This window comes from Pseudomonas sp. HMSC076A11, from assembly GCF_001810205.1.
Classification (GTDB): domain Bacteria; phylum Pseudomonadota; class Gammaproteobacteria; order Pseudomonadales; family Pseudomonadaceae; genus Pseudomonas; species Pseudomonas aeruginosa.
Genome location: NZ_KV800271.1, coordinates 70,872 through 95,466, shown reverse-complemented (window position 1 = coordinate 95,466; position 24,595 = coordinate 70,872). Strand labels below are relative to the sequence as shown.

20 protein-coding genes are annotated in these 24,595 nt (G+C 66.7%); 10 read left to right on the top strand and 10 right to left on the bottom strand.

Annotation, left to right across the window (positions count from 1 at the left end; translation table 11 throughout):
- Nucleotides 1-8 precede the first annotated feature (8 nt).
- Together xerC and HMPREF2716_RS04410 are read left to right on the top strand one after the other, a co-directional pair.
- Nucleotides 9-920 carry a tyrosine recombinase XerC gene (gene xerC, locus HMPREF2716_RS04415; RefSeq protein WP_003114345.1) on the top strand — a complete coding sequence of 304 codons (912 nt, stop codon included), beginning with the start codon at nucleotides 9-11 and terminating at the stop codon, nucleotides 918-920.
- Nucleotides 917-1,615 (top strand): HAD family hydrolase, encoded by a 699-nt coding sequence (locus tag HMPREF2716_RS04410; protein ID WP_003123715.1) that lies wholly within the window; start codon nucleotides 917-919, stop codon nucleotides 1,613-1,615. Before xerC ends, HMPREF2716_RS04410 begins: the two co-directional genes overlap by 4 nt.
- Before the next feature lie 30 nt (nucleotides 1,616-1,645).
- Here HMPREF2716_RS04410 and HMPREF2716_RS04405 read toward each other — a convergent pair whose 3' ends face one another.
- Nucleotides 1,646-2,815 (bottom strand): MFS transporter, encoded by a 1,170-nt coding sequence (locus HMPREF2716_RS04405; protein WP_003098229.1) that lies wholly within the window; start codon nucleotides 2,813-2,815, stop codon nucleotides 1,646-1,648.
- Between the two features lie 162 nt (nucleotides 2,816-2,977).
- Here HMPREF2716_RS04405 and HMPREF2716_RS04400 point away from each other — a divergent pair, with 162 nt between their 5' ends.
- Complete coding sequence (locus HMPREF2716_RS04400) at nucleotides 2,978-4,354, top strand: aminotransferase-like domain-containing protein (protein ID WP_019727038.1); 1,377 nt, start codon at nucleotides 2,978-2,980, stop codon at nucleotides 4,352-4,354.
- Nucleotides 4,355-4,378: 24 nt separating this feature from the next.
- On the opposite strand, the gene HMPREF2716_RS04395 is transcribed toward HMPREF2716_RS04400, so the two are convergent.
- The 5 genes from HMPREF2716_RS04395 to glnK all read right to left on the bottom strand — a co-directional run bounded on the left by HMPREF2716_RS04395 (nucleotide 4,379) and on the right by glnK (nucleotide 8,505).
- Nucleotides 4,379-5,293: a fimbrial protein gene (locus HMPREF2716_RS04395; RefSeq protein WP_031757066.1), complete on the bottom strand. Its 915-nt coding sequence runs from the start codon at nucleotides 5,291-5,293 to the stop codon at nucleotides 4,379-4,381.
- Between the two features lie 424 nt (nucleotides 5,294-5,717).
- Nucleotides 5,718-6,035: a transcriptional regulator SutA gene (gene sutA / locus HMPREF2716_RS04390; RefSeq protein WP_003096440.1), complete on the bottom strand. Its 318-nt coding sequence runs from the start codon at nucleotides 6,033-6,035 to the stop codon at nucleotides 5,718-5,720.
- 77 nt (nucleotides 6,036-6,112) lie between these two features.
- Nucleotides 6,113-6,538, bottom strand: a complete 426-nt coding sequence (locus HMPREF2716_RS04385) for a secondary thiamine-phosphate synthase enzyme YjbQ (protein ID WP_003096441.1) — start codon at nucleotides 6,536-6,538, stop codon at nucleotides 6,113-6,115.
- A gap of 260 nt (nucleotides 6,539-6,798) precedes the next feature.
- Complete coding sequence (locus HMPREF2716_RS04380; protein WP_023092758.1) at nucleotides 6,799-8,127, bottom strand: ammonium transporter; 1,329 nt, start codon at nucleotides 8,125-8,127, stop codon at nucleotides 6,799-6,801.
- Nucleotides 8,128-8,166: 39 nt separating this feature from the next.
- The gene (gene glnK, locus HMPREF2716_RS04375; RefSeq protein ID WP_003096476.1) at nucleotides 8,167-8,505 is read right to left on the bottom strand and encodes a P-II family nitrogen regulator; all 339 of its coding nucleotides are present in this window, start codon (nucleotides 8,503-8,505) and stop codon (nucleotides 8,167-8,169) included.
- 439 nt (nucleotides 8,506-8,944) lie between these two features.
- Here glnK and HMPREF2716_RS04370 point away from each other — a divergent pair, with 439 nt between their 5' ends.
- The 3 genes from HMPREF2716_RS04370 (at nucleotide 8,945) to betT (ending at nucleotide 12,849) form a co-directional block, all read left to right on the top strand.
- Nucleotides 8,945-9,205 (top strand): accessory factor UbiK family protein, encoded by a 261-nt coding sequence (locus HMPREF2716_RS04370; protein ID WP_003096478.1) that lies wholly within the window; start codon nucleotides 8,945-8,947, stop codon nucleotides 9,203-9,205.
- Nucleotides 9,206-9,245: 40 nt separating this feature from the next.
- A complete protein-coding gene (locus tag HMPREF2716_RS04365; RefSeq protein ID WP_070621824.1) occupies nucleotides 9,246-10,739 on the top strand; it encodes a YifB family Mg chelatase-like AAA ATPase in 1,494 nt (497 codons plus the stop codon).
- Between the two features lie 124 nt (nucleotides 10,740-10,863).
- The gene (betT, locus tag HMPREF2716_RS04360; RefSeq protein WP_003096496.1) at nucleotides 10,864-12,849 is read left to right on the top strand and encodes a choline BCCT transporter BetT; all 1,986 of its coding nucleotides are present in this window, start codon (nucleotides 10,864-10,866) and stop codon (nucleotides 12,847-12,849) included.
- Nucleotides 12,850-12,891: 42 nt separating this feature from the next.
- Here betT and pchP read toward each other — a convergent pair whose 3' ends face one another.
- Together pchP and HMPREF2716_RS04350 are read right to left on the bottom strand one after the other, a co-directional pair.
- Nucleotides 12,892-13,941, bottom strand: a complete 1,050-nt coding sequence (gene pchP, locus HMPREF2716_RS04355; protein WP_003146606.1) for a phosphorylcholine phosphatase — start codon at nucleotides 13,939-13,941, stop codon at nucleotides 12,892-12,894.
- Between the two features lie 150 nt (nucleotides 13,942-14,091).
- Nucleotides 14,092-15,009 (bottom strand): LysR substrate-binding domain-containing protein, encoded by a 918-nt coding sequence (locus HMPREF2716_RS04350; RefSeq protein ID WP_003098255.1) that lies wholly within the window; start codon nucleotides 15,007-15,009, stop codon nucleotides 14,092-14,094.
- A 148-nt stretch (nucleotides 15,010-15,157) separates the two neighbouring features.
- Between HMPREF2716_RS04350 and HMPREF2716_RS04345 the strand changes: the two genes are divergently transcribed.
- A complete protein-coding gene (locus HMPREF2716_RS04345; protein ID WP_031757067.1) occupies nucleotides 15,158-16,624 on the top strand; it encodes a NorM family multidrug efflux MATE transporter in 1,467 nt (488 codons plus the stop codon).
- On the opposite strand, the gene HMPREF2716_RS04340 is transcribed toward HMPREF2716_RS04345, so the two are convergent.
- Nucleotides 16,536-18,212: a putative bifunctional diguanylate cyclase/phosphodiesterase gene (locus HMPREF2716_RS04340; RefSeq protein WP_003121292.1), complete on the bottom strand. Its 1,677-nt coding sequence runs from the start codon at nucleotides 18,210-18,212 to the stop codon at nucleotides 16,536-16,538. The two genes, HMPREF2716_RS04345 and HMPREF2716_RS04340, sit on opposite strands and share 89 nt — an antisense overlap.
- A gap of 187 nt (nucleotides 18,213-18,399) precedes the next feature.
- On the opposite strand from HMPREF2716_RS04340, the gene rep reads away from it, so the two are divergent.
- The 3 genes from rep to HMPREF2716_RS04325 all read left to right on the top strand — a co-directional run bounded on the left by rep (nucleotide 18,400) and on the right by HMPREF2716_RS04325 (nucleotide 22,997).
- Entirely contained in the window at nucleotides 18,400-20,409 is a 2,010-nt protein-coding gene (gene rep, locus HMPREF2716_RS04335; RefSeq protein WP_070621823.1) for a DNA helicase Rep, read from the top strand.
- Nucleotides 20,410-20,542: 133 nt separating this feature from the next.
- On the top strand, nucleotides 20,543-22,261 hold the full coding sequence (locus HMPREF2716_RS04330) for a thiamine pyrophosphate-dependent enzyme (RefSeq protein ID WP_003098265.1): 1,719 nt from the start codon (nucleotides 20,543-20,545) through the stop codon (nucleotides 22,259-22,261).
- A gap of 163 nt (nucleotides 22,262-22,424) precedes the next feature.
- The gene (locus tag HMPREF2716_RS04325) at nucleotides 22,425-22,997 is read left to right on the top strand and encodes a xanthine phosphoribosyltransferase (RefSeq protein WP_003096508.1); all 573 of its coding nucleotides are present in this window, start codon (nucleotides 22,425-22,427) and stop codon (nucleotides 22,995-22,997) included.
- Between the two features lie 7 nt (nucleotides 22,998-23,004).
- Here the strand turns inward: HMPREF2716_RS04325 and HMPREF2716_RS04320 are convergent.
- The coding region (locus tag HMPREF2716_RS04320) for an acetyl-CoA hydrolase/transferase C-terminal domain-containing protein (protein ID WP_070621822.1) at nucleotides 23,005-24,595 on the bottom strand (1,591 nt) is incomplete at its 5' end.

Below are 24,595 nucleotides of genomic sequence, written 5' to 3'. Positions count from 1 at the left end.
GGTCCGAGATGCGCGCCGACCTGGATGCCTTCCTCGAACATCTGCGCAGCGAGCGCCAGGTCTCCGCGCACACCCTCGACGGCTACCGCCGCGACCTGCTGAAGATCCTCGCCCTCGCCGAAAAGGCCGGGCTCTCCGACTGGAACGCCCTCGACACCCGCAGCCTGCGCACCTTCGTCGCCCGCCTGCACCAGCAGGGCCAGTCCAGCCGCAGCCTGGCACGGCTGCTCTCGGCGACGCGCGGCCTCTACCAGTACCTGCTACGCGAAGGGCGCTGCCGGCACGACCCTGCCAACGGCCTGAGCGCGCCGAAGAGTCCGCGCAAGCTGCCCAGGACCCTCGACGCCGACCGCGCCCTGCAATTGCTCGACGGTGCCGTGGAGGATGACTTCATCGCCCGCCGCGACCAGGCCCTGCTGGAGCTGTTCTATTCCTCCGGGCTGCGCCTCTCGGAACTGGTCGGCCTCGATCTCGAATGGCTGGACCTCAAGGAAGGCCTGGTGCGAGTGCGCGGCAAGGGCAACAAGGTCCGCGAGCTGCCGGTCGGCAAGGCCGCGCGCCAGGCGCTCGAAGCCTGGCTGCCGCTGCGCACCCAGGCCGCTCCGGAAGACGGTGCGGTGTTCATCGGCCGCAGCGGCAAGCGCCTGACGCCACGGGCGATCCAGCTGCGGGTGCGCCAGGCCGGCGTCCGCGAGCTGGGCCAGCACCTGCACCCGCACATGCTGCGGCACTCCTTCGCCAGCCATCTGCTGGAGTCGTCCGGCGACCTGCGCGCCGTGCAGGAACTGCTCGGCCACGCCGACATCGCCACGACCCAGATCTATACCCACCTGGATTTCCAGCACCTGGCCTCGGTCTACGACCGCGCCCATCCCCGCGCCAAGCGCAAGGGCAACGCCGATGGAGGCAACGACCCATGAGCAGCCTGCGACTGATCACCTTCGACCTCGACGACACCCTGTGGGACGTCGCCCCGGTGATGAACAACGCCGAGGCCCTGCTCCGCGAATGGCTGGCGAGCAACGCCGCGCGCCTGGGTCCGGTACCCATCGAGCACCTGTGGGCGATCCGCACCCGCCTGCTGGATCGCGAGCCGATGCTGCGCCACCGTCTCAGCGAGCTGCGCCGGCGCATCCTGTTCCATGCCCTGCTCGACGCCGGTTATCCACAGGCGGAGGCGGAAAGCCTGGCTGAGGCCGGTTTCCAGGTATTCCTCGAAGCGCGCCACCGGGTCACTCTGTTTCCCGAGGTCCACCCGACCCTGGAGATCCTCGCCGACCGCTTCACCCTCGGCGTGCTCACCAACGGCAACGCCGACGTGCGCCGCCTGGGCCTGGCCGACTACTTCCGGTTCGCCCTCTGCGCCGAGGAACTGGGCGTCGGCAAGCCCGACCCGACGCCATTCCGCGAAGCCCTGAAGCGCGCCGGCGTCGAGGCCTCGGCAGCGGTACACATCGGCGACCACCCCAGCGACGACATCGCCGGAGCGCGCCGCGCCGGCATGCGTGCCATCTGGTTCAACCCAAACGGCAAGCCCTGGGCCGGGGAGGAAGAGCCGAGCGCGGAGATCCGCAGCCTCGCCGAGCTGCCGGCCCTGCTCGCCCGCCTGCAATGACGGACCGGGCCCCCGGTCGCGGGTAGCGCCCTAGGCACGCGAAGCGCTGGCCTTGAAGCGCCCGACCCCGCGCAAGATGGAAAACGCCACCGCAACCGCAGCCAACGTCAGCGACACGCCGAAAAGCAGCAACGCCGTCGACGCACCGAAGCGATCCGCGATCAACCCGGTGAAGATCACCGGCAGGCTGAAGCCGAGGTAGGCCAACAGGAAGTAGCCCGCGCTGGCCCGCGGCTTTTCCGCACCGGCCAGGACATTCACCGCCGACAGCCCGCCCAGGTAGGTGAAGCCGTAGCAGGAACTGCTCGCGCCCAGCGCACCGAACAGCACCGCAGCCAATGAGCCGTGGATCGCGCCCCAGGCCAGCAGGGCATAGCTCGGCGGCAGGATCACCAGCCCCAGGCAGGTCGCCGAGGCCGGCGCCATCCGCCGCGCCAGCGGCTGGAACAGCAGGCCGCAACTGATCACGGTGAAGGTCGAGAAGCCCGACCAGCGCGCCAGCCCGTGGGCCGCCAGCAGCGAAGGCAGGACCGCGATGACCAGACCCACAGTGGCCCATGCCAGCAGGATCGAGAGACCGTACGGCAGGCTGCCGGCGGGAAAGAACGGCAGCCGCAGCATCGGCGTATCGCGCCCGCGCGGCGCCTCGTCCGGCAGGCCCGCCACCGCCGCCAGGGCCACGCAGGCCAGACCCAACTGGACCCAGAAGCTGCCGGGCACCAGGCTCTCCCGGAACAGCAGGAACAGACTGGTCAGTGCCGCGCCGAGGCCGAAGCCGAGCGAGGTGCTGGCGGTCACCCAGTTGGCCGAGGTGCGGGAATCCCCGCCCGCGATCAGTTCGCTCATGTAGGCCGTCCCGGTGGCCGATGCCAGGGCCGTGCCGACGCCGAGCAACAGGCGCGCCACGCCGAGCGCCTCCAGGCGCGGCCAGAGCGCCATCACCAGGGTGGCCACCATCGACAGCAGCAGCGCGACGACGATCGGCGGCTTGCGCCCGATCCGATCGGACAACCCGCCGAGTACCAGCAGCACCGGCAGTACGCCGAGCACATAGCCGGAGAAAGCGCTGGCGGTAGCTGCCGCGCCGTAGCCGGAAAGCTCCGCGTAGGCGGTGTACAGCGGCGCCTGGAGGTTCACCGCCAAGGTGATCAGGCACAGGCCGAAGGCCAGGCATGCGGCGTGGCGACGGGTATTGCTCATGCGTTTCTCCGTTCAAGGGCCTGCCGCGGCAGAGCGGTGGGCATTGGCTAGCCCGCGAGAAGAGGCGTCGACTATCCGGCGCGGCGGCGCTACGGAACAAGTAACAGCTGTTCGGATTTGTGCTTAACTGTTCGCCTGAAAAAACCGAACAGTGAGTCAGACATGCACCTCCGGATCGACCGCAATGCCAGCGAGCCGCTGGTGCAGCAGATCGTCGCAGGGGTCAGCGGCTGGATCCGCGGCAATCGCGTCCGCGCCGGCACGCGGATTCCGTCGATACGCCAGTTGGCCAGGGAAAACCAGCTCAGCCAGTCCAGCGTGATCGAGGCCTACGACCGCCTGGTCGCCCTGGGGATGCTGGAATCGCGGCACGGCTCGGGGTTCTTCGTCGCCGAGGCGCCCGCCGCCACTACCGACCTCGACAGCGAATGGCACGAAGGCGCGGAAAACGCATGGGGCCAGTTCAGCGGCAGCTCGACGAAACTCAAGCTCGGCTGCGGCTGGATTCCGGACAGTTGGCGGGAAGTCGAGGAACTCAGCTACGCGATCCGCCAGGTCGCCCGCAGCGAACTCGCCGGGCTGTTCGACTACAGCACTCCGCTGGGCCTGCCGGCGCTGCGCCAGCACATCCAGAAACGCCTGCGGCTGATCGATATCCATGTCGACCCGGAGCAGATCCTCACCACCACCGGCGCCAGCCATGCCCTCGACCTGTTGGTACGCACGCTGCTCAAGCCGGGCGACGTGGTGGTGGTGGAGAACCCCGGCTACTACAACCTGTTCAACCTGCTGAAGTTCCACGGGGTGAAGATGCTCGGCGTGCCGCGCACCCGCCACGGCCCGGACACCGCCGCGCTGGAGGCGATCCTCCGCGCGCACAAGCCGAAGTTCCTCTTCACCAACAGCATGTACCACAACCCCACCGGCACCAGCCTCAGCCCCTCGGTGGCCCACCGCGTGCTGCAACTGGCCGAGCAGCATGATTTCCACATCGTCGAGGATGACATCTATGCCGACTTCCAGAACGGCCCCAGCACCCGCCTGGCAACCCTCGATTCGCTGCGCCGGGTGATCTACCTGGCGAGCTTTTCGAAGACCCTCAGTTGCTCGCTACGGGTCGGCTACCTGATCGCCGGCCCCGAGCTGATCCGGCGCCTGGCGGATGTGAAGATGTACACCAGCATCGGCAGCCAGCGCTTCGCCGAATGCGTGGTCTCGACCATGCTCGCCAACGGCAGTTACCGCAAGCTGGTGCAACGCCTGCGCCAGCGCCTGACCCGGCAGATGGCGGCGACCCTGCGGGTGCTTGGGGACAACGGCTGGGAGGTGTTCGCCGAACCGGTCGGCGGGATGTTCGTCTGGGCCCGTATCGGCGACTACCCGTTCGCCGAATTGCAGGCCGTGGCGACACGCCTGGACGTGCTGCTGTCGCCGGGCAGCGGCTTCAGCCCGGAAGGCGAGGAGAGCGACTGGCTGCGTATCAACATCGCCTATGCCAGCGACCCGCGGGCCCTGGCGTTCTTCGAGGCGTTCGGGTGAGGCGCGCTCTTGCCCTCCCCTGCCTCACTGGTAGTCGAGCAGGATCACCATCGCGGCCAGGACCGAGCCGGGCGTGATTTTCTCGGCGGTCTGCACATAGGACGCTTTCATCGGGATCCAGTAAGCCCCGCCGGTGTTCTTGTCGTACGCGGTCACCGGCAACGAGAGTCCCATCCGTAGCGGAACGCCGGCCTCGTCGGTGACCCGGATCGATACGCCGGTCGCGGTGCTGCCCGCCAGGCGCGGCAATACACCCGAGCCTTCGGCCACCGCGCCCCCCACCGCTTGAAGGCTGTAGCCGACGCGGTTGTACCCGCGAGGACAGCCGGCCACTACGAGATTGAACGGGGTAACGGCCGCGTAGGTGCCGACGCCGTTCAGCCGTGCGGCAGCGATCGACTGCAGCTTCACGGTCTGGTCGGCGACCTGGCAGGTCGCATTGATCGTGGTGACGCTCCCGGTCAACCTGATGGAAGAGGTGCCAGACGCGATAAGCCCGTCCTTGTAGGTAATGAGGAAGTACGAGTTGAAGGCTCCGCTCGCGAACTGGCCGTCGGAGAGCGGCGTCGAGTTGCGGAACAACTGGACCTCCGCGATTTGCGAAAAAGTGCCCTTGAAACGGCTGCTCGCCGGTATGCCATCCAGCAGCAGGCGCACCGAGAGGCCCGGCACGTTGGTATTCAGGTCCGGACCATCGATCGGGTCCCAGACACTTCCCTTGTTGTACAGAGAGACGCCGATGAGATCGCAGCTGGGCTTGCCGCACAGTTGCATGGGAGTGAACGTGTAGCGCGACGTGACGTTTCCCTCGGGAAGGACCGAGGGGACGGCGATATCGCGGCCGCCGAAAGCGTACAGATTGGCAGCCATGCTGGTGCCGGCGGGAACGAACAGGAATGCCGCGATCAGCAGGGTTCGACGGAACGTCTTGAACTCCATGGGATGACAACCGATGTGTCCGGCATGTCCGGGAAAATCCACCGGAACCGGAGTGAACTTGATGGGTGGCTAATCTTTTCAGAACACCTGGAAAGGAGCCATAAGACAGGACCTACACGGCTCCGCGAATCCACCTAAGAATCGCTAGGAAAATTCTTAAGCAAGCTCTACAGCTCGCTCTCCGGCAGCCCCGGACGCCGCTTGGAGCGCCTGGATGGCAAGCAGCTTCGGTTGACGATGTGGAACGGTAGCGCTGCCACCGGAAAGGAAAAGGCCTTGGCCCGTCGCCAGCCGTGCCTGAACAGGCGAAAGATCGGCTCGCCAACCGGGATGCGGCGGGGCGAGATGCCCGTCAAAGTGACCGGCGCCATAGCACAAGGCCCGCCACTCCCTCACGGGTGGCGGGCCTTGGGATGACGCGAAATCAGATGGGGCGGCTGCCGTACTTGCTGTCCGGCTTCTTCGGCGGATCGGCCACCACGTTGGGTTCGATCTCCTGCACCTTTCCACCGCGGGAAAGGAATTCCTCCATCGCCTTGGCGAGGGCGTCACGCTCTTTCTGCTTGGCTTCGACCGAGGGCAGTTCCTCTTCCACCACGGCGGCTTTCGCCTTCTTGCCGGGGGCGGGGGCCTCGTCGCCGTCACTGCTGTCCGCTTCGCCGTCGTCGGCCGCGGCCAGCTCTTCGCCGTCGTCCTCGTCAGCGCCGTCCAGCTCGTCCTGTTCCAGTTCTTCTTCGCTCATGGTCAACCTCTCGGTGCTGCAAAAGCAGGTTAGTTATAGCCCAGCCGCGCGTTTTGATGAGCGCCGCCGGAAAAAATTCATACTGACTCGCCCTGCCAGGTGGCGAGCACGCGCCGTGCCCCGCCCCTGTCCCGGTGTTCACCGAGATAGATCCCCTGCCAGGTGCCCAGTGCCAACCCTCCCGACTGTATCGGCAGGGTCAGTTGGCAGCCCAGCAGGCTGGCCTTGAAATGCGCCGGAAGGTCGTCCGGACCTTCGTCGTTGTGTTCATAGCCGACTTCGCCGCGTGGCGCCAGCCGCTCGAAAAAACGCTCGAAATCCCGGCGTACGGCAGGATCGGCATTTTCATTCAGGGTCAGTGAAGCCGACGTATGTTGCAAAAGCAGGTGCAGCAGGCCGACCCGGCACCGCCGAAGCTCCGGCAAGGCGTCGAGTATCTCCTCGGTGACGAGGTGAAAGCCCCGCGGACGCGGGCGCAAGGTGATCAGGGTCTGCTGCCACATGCTGCTGTTCCAAATCGGCTCCGATCCGTCGCGCCGCGCATTCTAGCGCGGCATTTGAAAAAGCAAAGAGCGTAAGAGACAGACCTGTGAAAGCTGAGGGTTGCGCAGTCCGCCGGCAGTCGCTGAAAGACCGGTTGCGGAGAGGTCGTGGCAGTCGCAGGAAACGCCCAGGACTTTCGACGCACAAGGGCGTGGCGTTCGGCAAAGGCGAGCGCGGGAGGCAAACCGACGCCCGGCGGAAAGCCGGGCGCCGGCAGATATTACAGGTTGTACCCGCGCTCGTTGTGCAGCGCCAGGTCGAGGCCGACCGCTTCCTCTTCCTCGGTGACCCGCAGGCCCATGACCAGGTCCAGCACCTTGAGGATCACGAAGGTCACCACGGCGGTGTAGACCACGGTGAAGGCCACGCCCTTGAACTGCACGAAGAACTGCGCGCCGATGTCCTCTACGCTGCCGAAGCCGCCCAGCGACGGCGCCGCGAAGATCCCGGTGAGCAGCGCGCCGACGATACCGCCGACCGCATGTACGCCGAAGGCGTCGAGGGAATCGTCGTATTTCAGCGCGCGCTTGAGACTGGTGGCGGCGAAGAAGCAGATCACCCCGGAGGCCAGGCCGATCACCAGCGCGCCCATCGGACCGGCGGTGCCGGCGGCCGGGGTGATCGCCACCAGACCGGCGACCACGCCGGACGCGATGCCCAGGGCGCTCGGCTTGCCGTGGGTGATCCACTCGGCGAACATCCAGGCCAGGGCCGCGGCGGCGGTAGCGATCTGGGTCACCAGCATGGCCATCCCGGCGGTGCCGTTGGCGGCGGCGGCGGAACCGGCGTTGAAACCGAACCAGCCGATCCACAGCATGGCCGCCCCGACCAGGGTGTAGCCGAGGTTGTGCGGTGCCATCGGCGTGGTCGGGTAGCCCTTGCGCTTGCCCAGCACCAGGCAGGCGACCAGGCCGGCGATACCGGCGTTGATGTGCACCACGGTGCCGCCGGCGAAGTCCAGCACGCCCCAGTCCCACATCAGGGCGCCGTCACCGCTCCAGACCATGTGCGCGATCGGCGCGTAGACCACGGTGAACCAGACCGCCATGAAGATCAGCATCGCCGAGAACTTCATGCGCTCGGCGAAGGCGCCGACGATCAGCGCCGGAGTGATGATCGCGAAGGTCATCTGGAAGGTGATGAACACGCTTTCCGGGAACAGCGCGGTGGCGGAAGTCAGGCCGTCGGCGGTGAGACCGCTGAGGAAGGCCTTGTCCAGCCCGCCGACGAAGGAATTGAAGTTGAGGACGCCCTTCTCCATCCCGGCGGTATCGAACGCCAGGCTGTAGCCATAGACCACCCAGAGAATGGTGATCAGGCCGGTGATGGCGAAGCACTGCATCATGATCGACAGCACGTTCTTCGCTCGCACCATGCCGCCGTAGAACAGCGCCAGACCGGGGATGGTCATGAGCAGGACGAGCGCAGTGGAGATCAGCATCCAGGCGGTGTCGCCGCTGTTCAGGACGGGTTCCTCGGCGGCCAGGGCGAGGCCCGGCAAAGCGAGGGACAATAGGGCTCCTAGCCCTGCGATCTTACGCAGAGTCATGTTGGTATTCTCCTGGGGCTTTTGGGGGTTCGGTTGGGCTTAGATCGCGTCGGTATCGGTTTCGCCGGTACGGATGCGGATGGCCTGTTCCAGGTTCACCACGAAGATCTTGCCGTCACCGATCTTGCCGGTATTGGCCGCCTTGGTGATCGCCTCGATGACGCGGTCCAGCTGGTCGTCGGCGATCGCCACGTCGATCTTCACCTTGGGCAGGAAGTCGACGACGTACTCGGCGCCGCGATACAGCTCGGTGTGGCCCTTTTGCCGGCCGAAACCCTTGACCTCGGTCACCGTGATGCCCTGCACACCGATCTCGGACAACGACTCGCGGACGTCGTCCAACTTGAACGGCTTGATGATGGCAGTGACTAGCTTCATGAAACTCTCTCCCGTGTTTGGTGGACTCGCCCCAGGAAAACGAACCCGAGGACAGTCTAAGCGCAGTGTCTGGCTTTGTAACGCGCCGGTCCCTCTGGGAAGCATGATCGGGACCCTCCGCCCCGACCTGGCCCTGCTGCGGCCGTTCGATGCCGCAACCTGCCGGCCTCCCGCAACCGCCTCATCTGCCGCACCGGTACTGCTTCAGTGCACGCCTCACACCGGCCAAAGCAGAAAGCTTGCCAGCTCCGGCAAATCCGCCGGATTTCAAGCCCTTAGCCGCCAACCCGGGGATAGTGCGGAACGCCGGCCTCCGGGCGGCGCACCAAATAGGCGCAGACGCGCTCCGACAGTTGCGCAAAAAGTGTGCAATGGCCCTCCCGCGAGCGCCGCCGACATCGTGCTAGACTGCCGCCCACTCGTTACCGGAACCCTCGCCATGCTGCCGCCCAAAGCCGTCTTCGAAGCCCTCAGCCAACAAGCCAGCCGCCTGTTCGCCGGCGAATCGCCGTTGCCCAAGGCCGAGCTGGAGTCGCAGTTCCGCGCCCTGATGCAGAGCGCCTTCAGCAAGCTCGACCTGGTCAGCCGCGAGGAATTCGACAGCCAGATGCTGGTCCTCGCCCGCACTCGCGCACGGCTGGAAGCCCTGGAGGCCAAGGTGGCGGAACTCGAAAGCAAGCTGACGCCGCCCGCCGACTGATCCTCCCCCCTGCGAGCGGCGTGAGATCAAGGAGCGATCCATGTCCCTGGCGATTGTCCACAGCCGAGCCCAGGTCGGCGTCGAAGCCCCCTGCGTCAGCGTCGAGGCGCACCTGGCCAACGGCCTGCCTTCGCTGACCCTGGTCGGCCTGCCGGAAACCGCGGTGCGCGAGAGCAAGGACCGCGTGCGCAGCGCCCTGCTCAATGCCGGTTTCGACTTCCCCGCGCGGCGCATCACCCTCAACCTCGCCCCCGCCGACCTGCCCAAGGACGGCGGTCGCTTCGACCTGGCCATCGCACTCGGCATCCTCGCCGCCAGCGGCCAGTTGCCCGGCACCGCCCTCGACGGCCTGGAATGCCTTGGCGAACTGGCCCTGTCCGGGGCAATCCGGCCAGTGCGAGGCGTATTGCCGGCCGCGCTGGCGGCGCGCGACGCAAGGCGCGTTCTGGTGGTACCGAAGGAAAATGCCGAAGAGGCCAGCCTGGCCAGCGGGCTGACGGTGTTCGCCGTGGACCACCTGCTGGAGATCGCCGGACACCTCTCCGGCCAGGCCCCGCTGCTGCCCTACCAGGCCCGCGGCCTGCTCTGCGCGCCCTTCCCTTATCCAGACCTGGCCGAGGTCCAGGGCCAGGCCGCCGCCAAGCGCGCCCTGCTGGTGGCCGCCGCCGGCGCGCACAACCTGTTGCTCAGCGGCCCGCCGGGCACCGGCAAGACCCTCCTGGCCAGCCGCCTGCCCGGCCTGCTGCCGGCGCTCGACGAGGACGAGGCCCTGGAGGTCGCAGCGATCCATTCGGTGGCCAGCCACGTCCCCCTCAGGCACTGGCCGCAGCGACCGTTCCGCCAGCCGCACCACTCCGCCTCCGCGCCGGCCCTGGTCGGCGGCGGCAGCCGCCCGCAGCCGGGCGAGATCACCCTGGCGCACCAGGGCGTGCTGTTCCTCGACGAACTGCCGGAGTTCGAGCGCAAGGTCCTGGAGGTCCTGCGCGAGCCGCTGGAAAGCGGCGAGATCGTCATTGCCCGGGCCAACGGCCGGGTACGTTTCCCGGCGCGCTTCCAACTGGTGGCGGCGATGAATCCCTGTCCCTGCGGCTACCTCGGCGATCCCAGCGGCCGCTGCCGCTGCACCCCGGAACAGGTCCAGCGCTACCGGGGCAAGCTGTCCGGACCGCTGCTCGATCGCATCGACCTGCACGTCAGCGTGCTCCGCGAAAGCACCAGCCTGCAGCCAGGACACGGCGAAACCGCTACTGCCGAGGTCAGCGAACGGGTTGGCGCCGCACGGCAACGGCAACTGGCCCGCCAGGGCTGCGCCAATGCCCATCTCGACCTCCAGGCGATGCACCGCAATTGTGCGCTCGCCGAAGCGGACCGCCGCTGGCTGGAGGCTGCCGGAGAGCGCCTGGAACTTTCCTTGCGCGCCTTGCATCGCATACTCAAGGTGGCCCGGACGCTGGCCGACCTGGAGCGCATCGATGCCATCGAACGCCGGCACCTGGCGGAAGCCCTGCAGTACCGGGCAACGATCTCCACGTGAAGCGTAATAATTCAGCAAAGCTATCGATTAAGGCTTTTCGAATCAAATTAGCTATCACGATGTGTTAGGCTGTTTCGTCTTCCGCCTTCGGCGGGCAATCCGATCACAAGGAGAGCTAGCTTACATGGAGACACCCACTACCCCCCGGAGCACCCTGAATCCTCCGGTCTTCTATACCTCCGCCGCCCTGATCCTGGCCCTGGTGCTGTTTACCGTGCTCCTCCAGGAAGAAGCGCAATCGCTGTTCAACCACGTCCAGCAATGGATCATCACCAACGCCAGCTGGTTCTACGTACTGGCCGTGGCGCTGATCCTGATCAGCGTGGTGTTCCTCGCCGTCAGCCGCTACGGCGACATCAAGCTCGGCCCCGACCACAGTCGTCCCGACTACCGCAACACCACCTGGTTCGCCATGCTGTTCTCCGCCGGCATGGGCATCGGCCTGATGTTCTTCGGCGTTGCCGAACCGGTGATGCACTTCACCACCCCGCCGGTGGGCGAGCCGAACACCGTGCAGGCGGCGAAGGAAGCGATGAAGCTGACCTTCTTCCACTGGGGCCTGCATGCCTGGGCGATCTACGCCATCGTCGCGCTGATCCTGGCCTTCTTCAGCTATCGCCACGGCCTGCCGCTGACCCTGCGCTCGGCGCTGTATCCGCTGATCGGCGAACGTATCTACGGCCCCATCGGCCACGCGGTGGATATCTTCGCGATCATCGGCACCGTGTTCGGCGTGGCGACTTCGCTCGGCTACGGCGTGCTGCAGATCAACAGCGGCCTGCACCACCTGTTCGGCTGGCCGGTGAACCAGACCGTGCAGATCGCCCTGATCGCCGCCACCTGCGGCCTTGCCACGCTCTCGGTGGCCAGCGGACTGGACCGCGGCATCCGCATCCTGTCCGAACTGAACCTGAGCCTGGCGGTGATCCTGCTGCTCTTCGTGCTGGTCCTCGGGCCGACCGTGTTTCTCCTGCAGACCTACGTGCAGAACACCGGGGCCTACCTGTCCGACATCGTCAACAAGACCTTCAACCTGTACGCCTACGAGCCCACCGATTGGATCGGCGGCTGGACCCTGCTGTACTGGGGCTGGTGGCTGTCCTGGTCGCCCTTCGTCGGCCTGTTCATCGCCCGCATCTCGCGCGGCCGCACCATCCGCGAGTTCGTCTGCGGCGTGCTGTTCGTCCCGGCCGGCTTCACCCTGCTGTGGATGACGGTGTTCGGCGATACCGCCATCCACATGGTCCTGCAGGAGGGCTTCACCCAGTTGGCCGAAGTGGTCAACCAGGACAGTTCGGTGGCGCTGTTCGCCTTCCTCGAGCACTTCCCGCTGGGCAGCGTGATCTCGCTGGTGGCGGTGCTGATGGTGGTGGTGTTCTTCGTCACCTCGGCCGACTCCGGCGCGCTGGTGGTGGACATGCTAGCCTCCAGCGGCAAGGACCACTCGCCGCTCTGGCAGCGGATATTCTGGTCGGTGCTGATGGGCGTGGTGGCCATCGCCCTGCTCCTCGCCGATGGCCTCAAGGCGCTGCAAACCGCGACCATCGCCAGCGCGCTGCCATTCTCCATCGTGCTCCTGGCGTCGATCTGGGGCCTGTTCAAGGCGCTGCACCTGGATGCCACCAAGCGCGGCATCCGCTACCAGGCGCTGACCTTCTCCCGCCCCACCACGCGCAGCGGCGCAAGCGAGGGCGACGGTTGGCAGCGCCGCCTGCGCAACATCGCCATGTTCCCAAGGCGCAGCCACGTCAACCGCTTCATCACCGATGTGGCGCGACCGGCCTGCGAGGACGTCGCCGCCGAACTGCGCAAGCAGGGCTACGAAGTCCAGGTGCAGGACGGCGAGGACGGCCGGGTTCGGCTGGAAGTCAGCCACGGCGGCGAGGTCGATTTCATCTACGAGGTGCGTCCGCGCGCCTTCACCACGCCGAGCTTCGTGATGCGCGACACCGAGGACAGCAGCGAGTCGCGCAAGTATTTCCGCGCCGAGGTCCATCTCCAGGAAGGCGGCCAGGACTACGACATCATGGGCTGGAGCCGCGACGGCGTGATCGGCGACATCCTCGACCAGTACGAGCGGCACATGCACTTCCTGCACGTGGTGCGCTGAGGGATGCGGGGGCCGGCCAATGCCGGCCCCTCGCCGTTTCGCCTACTGGATCTGCTCCGGAGTGACGATCACCCAGTTCCTGTCCGCCGTCACCGGCAGGCCGGCCTTGGCCTGTGCGGCGGAATGCTGCTTGATCATGCCGTTGATCTGCTCCATGTACTTGGCCTTGCGGTTGACCCACAGGTGCACGCCGTTTTCCGCGGTGCCGTTGAACAGCATGTAACCGTCGCTGTCCGGGGTATCGCCGGCGACCAGGATCGGCCGCTTCCAACGGTCGATGTAGGTGAGGATCGCAGCCTGCTTGCCGGCCATCCAGGTCGCCGGGGTCCACAGGTAGGGGGTCACCTCCAGGTCGAGGTTGACCTTGGGATCGTACTTGCCCTCGGCGATCTGCTTGCGCGCAGTGGTCAGCTCGCCGGTCTTGCGGTTCTTCAGCAGGGTGGTGACGCCGATGACGTTCTCCGGCTTGGCGTTGTAGCCATACCTGGGGTCCGCCGCGACCATCCGCACCAGTTCCTCATGGGCCGCGCTGATCACGTAGACCTCGATGCCGTTTTCCATCAGCTTGTTGTACAGCTCGCGCTGGCCGCTGAACACGCGCGGCGGCTCGACGTCGAGCGTGGCGAGCTTGTCGCCGTCGTAATAGGTGGCGGGGATCGGCTTGCCGTAGGCCATCAGTTCGTCGACATAGCCCTTCAGTTCCCTGAGGGTGAAGCCTGAGAACACCTGGGCGACCCAGGGATAGCAGACCATGTCGTCGATCTCGCAAAGCCGGTAGTAGTAGCTGAACAGGCTCTCCTTGTGCCCGGCCTGGTCCTTGAACGGGATCAGTTTCAGCGAAGGGTCGAGCCTGTCGCGGGTCAGCACGCCCTTCATTTCCAGATAGGGCAGCAGCGATTCTTCCAGGTCGTAGCGATAGCTGGTGTTGTCCATGTCGAACACGGCATAGGCGCCCTTGTTCGCGTTGGCCTCGATCAGTGCATTCAGTTGCCTGGCGGCGGGGGCCGGCCAGTGCTCGAGTTCGGTGGCGCTGGCCTGGCCGACTGCGGCGGCGAGCGCCAGCGCGGCGAGTATTCCTTTGGCGAAGGTCATGGCGGGTTCCTTTGGGCGGTTGGAAGGAAGCTCCGTCCCCTGCCGCTCCCGACAGGCAACGACCAACGACCCTAGCGCAAACCCTGCGCCCGGCCCAGCGACGGCAGCGACCTGTAACGTCGCGTCAGCGCCAGGAGTTGTCCGGCGGCGTCACGCCAGCCGCTCGACGACGGGCAGACGCATCGCCGCCACCTCCGCGAGGAGGAAGTCGCGCAATCGCTGGAAGCGTTCCTGTCCCCTGCGGGCGCGAGGCCAGACCAGGTGATAGCTTTCGCCGCTGGCCACCGCCACCGGCCAGGGCAGGCCGATGCGGCCCTGGGCGACATCCTCGGCGACCATCACCAGGTCGCCGATGGACACGCCATAGCCTCGCGCGGCGGCGACGATGCCCAGTTCCAGCGTGTCGAACACCTGGCCGCCCTTGAGCGACACCTCCTCCCCCAGCCCGGTCCGTTGCAGCCAGCGTCGCCAGTCGCGACGATCCGGCGTGGGGTGCAGCAACTCGCTGTCACGCAGGCGTTGGAGGGTCCAGGGCTCCACGGCCTCGTCGGGATCGCAGACCGGCACCAGCCATTCGGCGAACAGCGCTGCCGTTTCCCATTCCGGGCTGAACTGGCCGCTGCCCAGCAACACCGCGCAGTCGAAAGGCTCGCGCTGGAAGTCCACCGAGTCCACATCCATCCAGGCACTGGTGAGCTGCACCTCGATATCCGGGTTCAGGTGGCGGAAGCGGCTCAGGCGCGGTAGCAGCCAGCGCAGGGTAAGGGTGGAAGGCGCCTTCAGGCGCAGGGTGGCGTCGTCCACACGCAGGGCGGTGCAGGCCCGTTCCAGCGCATCGAAGCCGTCGCGCAGCCCGGGCAGCAGCAGGCGCGCCGGCTCGGTCAGCTGCAACTGGCGGCCATGGCGCTCGAACAGACGACAACCGAAGTGCTCCTCCAGGGTACGGATGTGCCGGCTCACCGCGCTCTGGGTTATCGCCAGTTCCTCGCCGGCGCGGGTGAAAGAGGCGTGCCGGGCGGCAGCCTCGAAGGCGCGCAGGGCATACAGCGGGGGCAGGCGACGGGTCATTGGGGAATTACCTCTTTCATGACTTTTACTCATGCCTGGCATCTTGTTTTTCCTTTTGTGGAGCCATGCCAGTCGCACCGAGAATAGCCGCATTCTCAACGCCGACAGGCCATCGCGGCAACCATCTCCTCCTGAGCCTTACTCATCCATGTCCTCGCCATCCCTCGTCGAACTCAAAGCCATCCTGCGCCTGGCGGGCCCGTTGATCGCCGCCCAGCTGGCCTATGTCGCCATGGTCTTCACCGACACCGTGATGATGGGCAAGCTCGGCCCCGACGCGCTGGCCGCCGGCGGCCTGGGCGCGGTCAGCTACGCCTTCGTCTCGACGTTCTGTGTCGGCGTGGTGGCAGCGGTCGGCAACCTGGTGGCGATCCGTCACGGCTGCGACGACGCCGCTGGCGCCGCCGCGGCCGCTCGCTCCGGACTCTGGGTCGGCGCCGCGCTGGCCCTGGCCGCCGGCCTGCTGCTATGGAACCTGCGGCCGCTGCTCCTGGTCTTCGGCCAGGCGCCGCAGACGGTGGACGGCGCCATGCAGTTCCTCCACAGCCTGACATTCGCCCTGCCCGGCTACATGGCCTTCATGGTCCTGCGCGGCTTCACCAGCGCCATCGACCGCGCCGGCCCGGTGATGGCGATCAGCGTGCTCGGCGCGCTGGCCAACCTGGCTCTCAACTATTCCTTCATAGAAGGCCTGTTCGGCCTGCCGCGCCTGGGCCTGGCCGGTATCGGCCTGGTCACCGCCCTCGTCATGAACTGCATGCCGCTGCTGCTGGCCCTGTATATCCGCCTGCAGCCGGCCTATGCCGAGTACTCGCTGCTGCGCGGACTGGGACGGCCGCAGCGGGCGATGGTCGAGGAGATCCTGCGCCTGGGGCTGCCCATCGGTGGCACCTACGCGGTGGAGTCGGGGATGTTCACGGTCGCCACCCTGTGCATGGGCATCATCGGCGATCACGCCCTGGCCGCGCACCAGATCGCCATCCAGGCGGTATACGTGGCGTTCATGGTGCCGGTGGGGTTGTCGTACGCCACCACCTACCGCATCGGCCAGCATTTCGGCGCCGGCCGCCTGCTCGAAGCACGTCGCGCCGGGCGCGTCGGCATCGGCTTCGGCGCGCTGTGCATGCTGCTCTTCGCCGGGCTCTTCTGGTGGATGCCGGAGGCCATCATCGGCCTGTTCCTCGACCGCGACGCCCCGGCCAACCGGGAGGTGGCCGCGATGGCCGTCTCGCTGCTGGCGATCGCCGCCTGGTTCGAGCTGTTCGACGGCACCCAGAACGTCGCCATGGGCGCGATCCGCGGTCTCAAGGACGCCCGCACCACCTTCCTGGTCGGCCTGGCCTGCTACTGGCTGGTCGGCGTGCCGCTGGCCTGCCTGCTGGCGTTCGCGGCCGGCTGGGGCGCCGCGGGCGTCTGGTGGGGGCTGGCCGGCGGCCTGGCCTGCGCGGCCATCGGCCTGACCCTGGCCTTCGAGTGGAAGACCGCGCGGTTGCTGCCGAAAGCCACGGCCAGCAAGACGTCGGCGCTCAATTGCCGAGCGGCTGGCCGCGGTGCGCCGAGCGTTCGCCGATGCCCAGGAAACGCGCCAGTTCCGCCAGCGGCAGCGGCGGACTGATCCAGTAGCCCTGCACCTGGTCGCAACCGAAATCGCGCAACTGCTCCTGCTGGCGCAGGGTCTCCACGCCTTCGGCAACCACTTCCAAGTTGAGGTTATGCGCCAGGTTGATCATCGCCCGCACCAGTTGGAAGTTTTCCGCCCGCTGGTCCATGCCGCCGACGAAGCTGCGGTCGATCTTCAACAGGGTGATCGGCAGGCTATTGAGGTGGACGAAGGACGAGAAACCGGTGCCGAAGTCGTCCAGCGAAAAGCGCACGCCCAGTTGGCCGAGCGCCTGCATGGTCTGCAGCACCTGGTCGCTGCGCCGCATCACGGCAGTCTCGGTCAGTTCGAACTCGAGCCAGCGCGCGTCGACGCCGTGCTCTTCGATCAACCGTTGCAGGGTCGGCAGCAACTGGCTGTCCTGGAACTGGCGGAACGACAGGTTCACCGCCATGTGCAACGGCTCCAGGCCGCGCCCGTTGAGCCACTGCATGTCGCGCAGGGCGCGGGCGATGACCCAGTAGCCGAGCGGCACGATCAGCCCGCTTTCCTCGGCCAGCGGGACGAACTCGCTGGGCGTGAGCAGGCCCCGCTCGCCGTGGCGCCAGCGCACCAGCGCCTCCAGGCCGACGATGCGCCCGCTGTCCAGGCACAGTCGCGGCTGGTAGTGCAGCTCCAGCTCGTCGCGACGCAGCGCCCGGCGCAGTTCGGCTTCGAGGTCGGCGAGGCTGCGCACGCCACGGTTGATGCGTTCATCGAAGACATGGAAGGTGCAACCCTGGCGGCTCTTGGCCTGCTGCATGGCGATGTGCGCATGCCACATCAGCGGGTCGGCGCCTTCGTCGGCACGGGCGTGGGCGAGTCCCAGGCTGCAACCCAGCAACAGGCTCTCGCCATCGATCCAGTAGGGCTCGCCGAGGCATTCGACGATGCGTTCGGCGACCCGCTCGGCGCGTTGCGGATCGCGACGGGTGTCCAGCAGCAGGGCGAACTCGTCGCTGCCCAGGCGCGCCAGGCTGTCGCCGTTCTCCATGAAGCCGCGCAGGCGGTTGACCACCTGCAGGATCAGACGGTCGCCGCCCTGGTGGCCGAGGGAATCGTTGACGTGACGGAAGTTGTCCAGGTCGAGGTGGCCGAGCACCAGGCCACGCCCGTCGAATTCGCTGAGGCGCGCCGCGAGCAGGGTCTGGAAGCCCTGGCGGTTGGCGATGCCGGTCAGCGGATCCTGCTCGGCGAGCAGTTGCAGGGTCGCCTGCAAACCCAGGCGCTCGCGCGCGTAGCGCAGGCAGCGGCGCAGGCTGTCCTCGGAGAGCTGTTCGGCGGCCAGCCAGTCGACCACCCCAACCGGCGCCTGCGCCGGCTCCTGCTGCAACAGCAGGATCACCGGCCAGGGACAGGGAGTCCCCAGCGGCAGGCAGGCCGGCGTGGCCAGGAGCAGCCCCCGGGGCTCGGCGGCGAACAGGGTGGCCGCGCCCTCCCAGGTGGTGACGATGCTCAGCGAAAAGGCAGGCCCCAGCGCTCTCAGGCGTTCACCTAGCAGTGGCGCCCAGTCCGGCGTATCCGCCAGAAGGAGCAGGCGCAAGGGTTCTGCGGGCGCTGACAAGCAACCTCCAAAGTTTTAAGAATCTTCGTAAAGAACGAACGGCATCATCCTAATGCGGTAGGGAATCTACAGCAAAATGGCGTGAACGATCTCGGGATCGGTCACAGCTTGCACGCTAATTCTCGCGGATGCCAGCCAGCCTGTTAGAATACGCCCCCGCTTCAACCCTCTCTTCCGGCCTGTTCCTATGTCCCGACTCAATCCCCGGCAGCAAGAAGCCGTGAACTACGTCGGCGGTCCCCTGCTGGTCCTGGCTGGCGCCGGCTCCGGCAAGACCAGCGTGATCACCCGCAAGATCGCCTATCTCGTCCAGCAGTGCGGTATCCGCGCCCAGTACATCGTCGCCGTGACCTTCACCAACAAGGCCGCGCGGGAGATGAAGGAGCGCGTCGGCACCCTGCTGCGCGGCGGCGAGGGCAAGGGCCTGACCGTCTCGACCTTCCACAACCTCGGCCTGAACATCATCCGCAAGGAACACGAACGGCTCGGCTACAAGCCCGGTTTCTCGATCTTCGACGAGTCGGACATCAAGGCGCTGCTGACCGACATCATGCAGAAGGAGTATTCCGGGGACGACGGCGTCGACGAGATCAAGAACTACATCGGCGCCTGGAAGAACGACCTGATCCTTCCGGAGGAGGCGCTGGAAAAGGCCCGCAACCCCAAGGAGCAGACCGCCGCGATCGTCTACCTGCATTACCAGCGCACCCTGCGCGCCTACAACGCGGTGGACTTCGACGACCTGATCCTGCAACCGGTGAAGCTGTTCCAGGAACATCCGGACGTCCTCCAGAAGTGGCAGAACAAGGTGCGCTACATGCTGGTGGACGAGTACCAGGACACCAACGCCAGCCAGTACCTGCTGGTCAAGCTGCTGGTGAAGGACCGCGCCCAGTTCACCGTGGTCGGCGACGACGATCAGTCGATCTACGCCTGGCGCGGCGCGCGTCCGGAAAACCTGATGCAGCTGAAGGAAGACTTCCCTTCGCTGAAGGTGGTGATGCTGGAGCAGAACTACCGCTCCACCAGCCGCATCCTCAAGTGCGCGAACGTCCTCATCGCCAACAACCCGCACGTATTCGAGAAGCAGTTGTGGAGCGAGATGGGCCACGGCGATCCGATCCGGGTGATCCGCTGCCGCAACGAGGACGCCGAGGCCGAGCGCATCGCCATGGAAATCCTCACCCTGCACCTGCGCCCCGAGCGGCCGTACAGCGAGTTCGCCATCCTCTACCGTGGCAACCACCAGGCCAAGCTGATGGAGCTGAAGCTCCAGCACCACCAGATTCCCTATCGGCTCTCTGGCGGCACCAGCTTCTTCGGGCGCCAGGAAGTGAAGGACCTGATGTCCTACTTCCGCCTGCTGGTGAACCCCGACGACGACAACGCCTTCCTCAGGGTGATCAACGTGCCGCGCCGGGAAATCGGTTCGGCGACCCTGGAGAAGCTCGGCAACTACGCCACTCAGCGCAAGATCTCGATGTACGCCGCCTGCGACGAGATGGGCCTGGCCGAGCACCTCGACAGCCGTTTCCACGAACGCCTGCAACGCTTCAAGCGCTGGATGGACGGTATCCGCCGACAGTGCGCGGAGAACGAGCCGATCGCCGTGCTGCGCAGCATGGTGATGGACATCGACTACGAGAACTGGCTGCGGCAGAACGCCTCCAGCGACAAGGTCGCCGAATTCCGCATGAGCAACGTCTGGTTCCTCATCGAGGCACTGAAGAACACCCTCGAGCGCGACGAGGAAGGCGACATGACCATCGAGCAGGCCATCGCCAAGCTGGTCCTGCGCGACATGCTGGAGCGCCAGCAGGAAGAAGAGGAAGGCGCCGAAGGCGTGCAGATGATGACCCTGCACGCGTCGAAGGGGCTGGAGTTCCCCTACGTGTTCATCATGGGCATGGAGGAAGAGATCCTGCCCCACCGTTCCAGCATCGAGGCCGACACGGTGGAAGAGGAGCGCCGCCTGGCCTACGTCGGCATCACCCGCGCGCGGCAGAACCTGGCGATGACCTTCGCCGCCAAGCGCAAGCAATACGGCGAGATCATCGACTGCTCGCCGAGCCGCTTCCTCGACGAACTGCCCCCCGAAGACCTCGAATGGGAAGGCATGGAAGACGCCCCGCAAGAGGTCAAGGCGGCCAAGGGCAACGCCGCCCTCGCCGACATCCGCGCCATGCTCAAGCGCTGAGCCCGCCGCGCCTCGACTGTCTCGATTTTCACAAAAGTGTCTTGCCCGATGCCTAGCCTCGGGCGAGGAACTTTTGCCGCTCCACGCGCGACCAAAATTAGCTAGCTAACGAATTCCATTCGAGGACAGCTTCATGTCGAGCAAGAAAGTCGCCGAGATCGTCGTGGAAACCCTGGAAGCCGCCGGCGTCCGCCATTGCTATGGCATCGTCGGCGACACCCTCAACCATGTCACCGACGCCATCCATCGCAGCCAGATCCAGTGGGTCCACGTGCGCCACGAAGAAGCGGCGGCCTTCGCCGCGGGCGCCGAGTCCTACATCAGCGGACGCCTGACCGCCTGCGCCGGCTCCTGCGGACCGGGCAGCCTGCACTTCATCAACGGCGTCTACGAGGCCCAGCGCAACCGCGCGCCGATGGTGCTGATCGCCAGCCAGATCGTCACCCCGCAACTGGGCATGGAGTTTCCCCAGGAGGTCGACTTCAAGGCGGTCTACGCCAGCTGCTCGGTGTTCTGCGAGCAGGTGCACAGCCCGGAACAGGCGCGCCGGGTGGTGGCCCTGGCCTGCCAGGCGGCGCTCAACCGGCGCGGCGTGGCGGTGGTGATCCTGCCGGCCGACATCAGCCAGGCCACGGTGAAGGACGACCTGCCGTTCTCGGTGCATTTCCCGCAACCGGTGCTGCGCCCCAGCGACGCCGAACTGCAGGACGTCGCCCGCCTGCTGGCCCACGGCAAGAAGATCGGCATCTACGCCGGCTCCGGCTGCCAGGGCGCCCACGACCTGCTGGTGGCCCTCGCCGACCGCCTCAAGGCGCCCATCGCGCACACGTCGCGGGCCAAGGACTTCGTCGAGTACGACAACCCCTTCAACATGGGCATGACCGGTATGCTCGGGATCGAGTCCGGCTTCCACATGATGACCGAGTGCGACACCCTCCTGCTGCTCGGCGCCGACTTCGCCTGGGCGCAGTTCTATCCGCAGAAGGCCACCCTGATCCAGGTCGACCGCGATGGCAGTCACCTGGGCCGCCGCCACCCCATCGATCTCGGCGTGGTCGGCGACGTGATCCCCACCCTCGAGGCGCTCTTGCCGTTGCTCGAAGCCCGCGAGGAGCGCAGCTTCCTCGACGAATGCCTGGAGCACCGCGAGCGCTCGCTGCGGACGCTGGAAAAAGAGGAGCAAGCCGGCAAGGGCGAGCTGATCCATCCGCAGCACCTGGTCAGCCTGCTCGACCAGCACGCCAGCGAGGACGCCCTGTTCACCGCCGACGGCGGCTCGGCGATGGTCTGGCTGTTGCGTCACATCCACAGCAACGGCAAGCGCCGCACCCTCACCAGCCTGGTCCACGGCACCATGGCCAACGCCATGCCCCAGGCGCTGGGGCTGAAGAAGGCCTACCCCGAGCGCCAGGTGATCTCGATCTCCGGCGACGGCGGCCTGGCCATGCTGCTCGGCGACCTGCTGACGGCCATCCAGGAAAAACTGCCGATCAAGGTAGTGGTGCTGAACAATGCCTCGCTGAACTTCGTCGAGCTGGAACAGAAGGTCGAGGGCCTGCTGGACAACTACACCGACCTGCTCAACCCGGACTTCGCCCGTCTCGCCGAAGTGATCGGCTTCCACGGACGCAAGGTGACGCGCTCCGAGGAGCTCGAGGCGGCGGTGCAGGAGTTCCTCGCCCAGCCCGGTCCGGCGCTGCTGGACGTGCATACCAACCCTGCGGAGCTGGTGATGCCGCCGAAGATCGAGTTCGGCCAGGTCGCCGACACCGCGCTCTACGCCGCCAAGGCCGTGCTCAGCGGGCGCTTCAAGGACGTCGAGACGCTACTGGTGAACAACCTGCTGAAATGAGCCGGCAGCGGCGCGGCCCGCCTGCCACGGGGCCGCGCCGGGCAGGCGCGGATTCCTGACCGCTCGATCATGTTCGCTCGTCCGAGAGAACGTCGCGCGCGGCGCCGGCTGGCGGTACAATGCCGCGCTTCATCAGCGACAGCCGCTTCGCAGGAAGCCACCCGTGGACATTCTCAAAGACAAAATCCGCTCGGAAGGCATCGTCCTTTCCGAGCACGTACTCAAGGTCGACGCCTTTCTCAACCACCAGATCGACCCGCAGCTGATGCAGCAGGTCGGTCACGCGTTCGCCATGCGCTTCCGCGACCAGGGCATCACCAAGATCGTCACCATCGAGGCTTCCGGCATCGCCCCGGCGGTCATGGCCGGCCTGGAGCTGGGCGTCCCGGTGATCTTCGCCCGCAAGTACCAGTCGCTGACCCTGAAGGACAACCTGTACATCTCCAAGGTGTTCTCCTTCACCAAGCAGACCGAGAGCACCATCGCCATCTCGGCCAAGCACCTGAACGCCCACGACCACGTGCTGGTGATCGACGACTTCCTCGCCAACGGCCATGCCGCCAAGGCGCTGATCGACCTGATCGGCCAGGCCGGCGCGAGCATCGCCGGGCTCGGCATCGTCATCGAGAAATCCTTCCAGGATGGCCGCGCCCTGCTGGAAAGCGAAGGCTACCGGGTCGAGTCCCTGGCCCGGGTGAAATCGCTGGCCGGCGGCCAGGTCGAGTTCCTCGACTGAGCGCCACTCAGCCCCGCTCTTCCTGGCTGGCTCGCAGGCCGGCCAGCAGCAAGCGCTGGTAGAGTTCCTCGCGAAGCCCCTGCGGATCGTCCAGGTCCATGCGCCGCAGATGCGCCGGGTAGGCTTCTGGCTCCGGCGCATCCAGGGTCGCCTTGCCCAGTTCGAGGATCTCGCTCAGCTTCAGCTTGCGCTTGAGCCAACCCAGCGCCCGCAGCAGGTCCTGCTCGACCTCGTCGAAATCGCTGCCCAGGGGAAACTCCGGCAGCGCCGCTGCGTGGGCCTGGTGCAAGGCCTGCAGGCGCTCCGGGGTATTGTTGCGATAGCGTTCGGGCAGGACGAAATCCTTCGGCAGCTTGCCGGCCGACTGGGCCTGCTCGGCCAGCGCCTGCTGGAAGCGCGAGTCGGCGATGGCCAGCAGCGCGGCGATCACTTCCGCGTCATTCTTGCCGCGCAGGTCGGCGATCCCGTACTCGGTCACCACCATGTCACGCAAGTGCCGGGGAATGGTGGTGTGGGCGTACTGCCAGACGATGTTCGAACTGACTTCCCCGCCGGATTCGCGCCAGCTACGCAGCATCAGGATCGAACGTGCGCCCTCCAGCTCGTGAGCCTGGGCGACGAAGTTGTACTGCCCGCCGACGCCACTGAGCACCCGGCCGTCCTCCAACTGGTCGGCGACCCCGGCGCCGAGCAGGGTCACGGTGAAGGCGCTGTTGATGAAGCGCGCGTCGCGCCGCTGCAGACGCTTCAGCTCTTCCTGGCGGTACAGGTTGTTGACGAAGCCGATGCCGGTCATGCCAATCCCGGCGCGCTCTTCCAGCGACATCTCGCGCAGGCGCCGGTAGAACGCCAACGGACCGAGGAAAAAGCCGCCGTGCAGCCACACCCCGCCCTCCACCGGCGCCTCACCGCGCTCGGCGGCACGCTGCCGCGCTTCGTCGGGGTAGACCCGGCGGCTCAGCACGCCGGCCTCGGCCAGCGCCAGCAGACCCGGCACGAACATCTCGCTGCAACCGTAAAGCCCCCGGCGGAACGGCTCCAGGCCACCGTCGCGCTCGATCGTCTCGGCCCAGCGCGCACGCACACCCAGCTCGTCGATCAACGCCCGGTAGGTGGCGTTGTCGCGCTGGCGCAGCAGCAGGGCGGCGGTCAGCGCGTCGCCCATCGAGCCGATGCCGATCTGCAGGGTGCCGCCGTCGCGCACCAGCGCGCTGGCGTGGAGACCGATACAGTGATCCTGCAGGTTGACCGGCATGTTCGGCGTGGAGAACAGCCGGCTGCTTTCCGCCGGCGCGTCGATCAGCAGGTCGAATACCGACTCCTCGACCTCGGCGTCGCCCGGCAGGTAGGGCAGGTCATCGTGGACCACGCCGATGGCGACGATGGTCTCGCCGGCGGCGCGACGCTTCTCCAGCATCGGCAGGAGGTCCAGGGTGATATCCGGGTTGCAGGCCAGGCTCAGCTTGCCCGGCCGCTCGGGATGCCGCGCCACCAGCTGGGCCACCGCGTTGACGCCCTTGGCGTTGATGTCGCGGGCGACGTGGCTGTAGTTGCAACTGATGTAGTGCTGCTGCGCCGGCGCGCTGTCCAGCAGACTG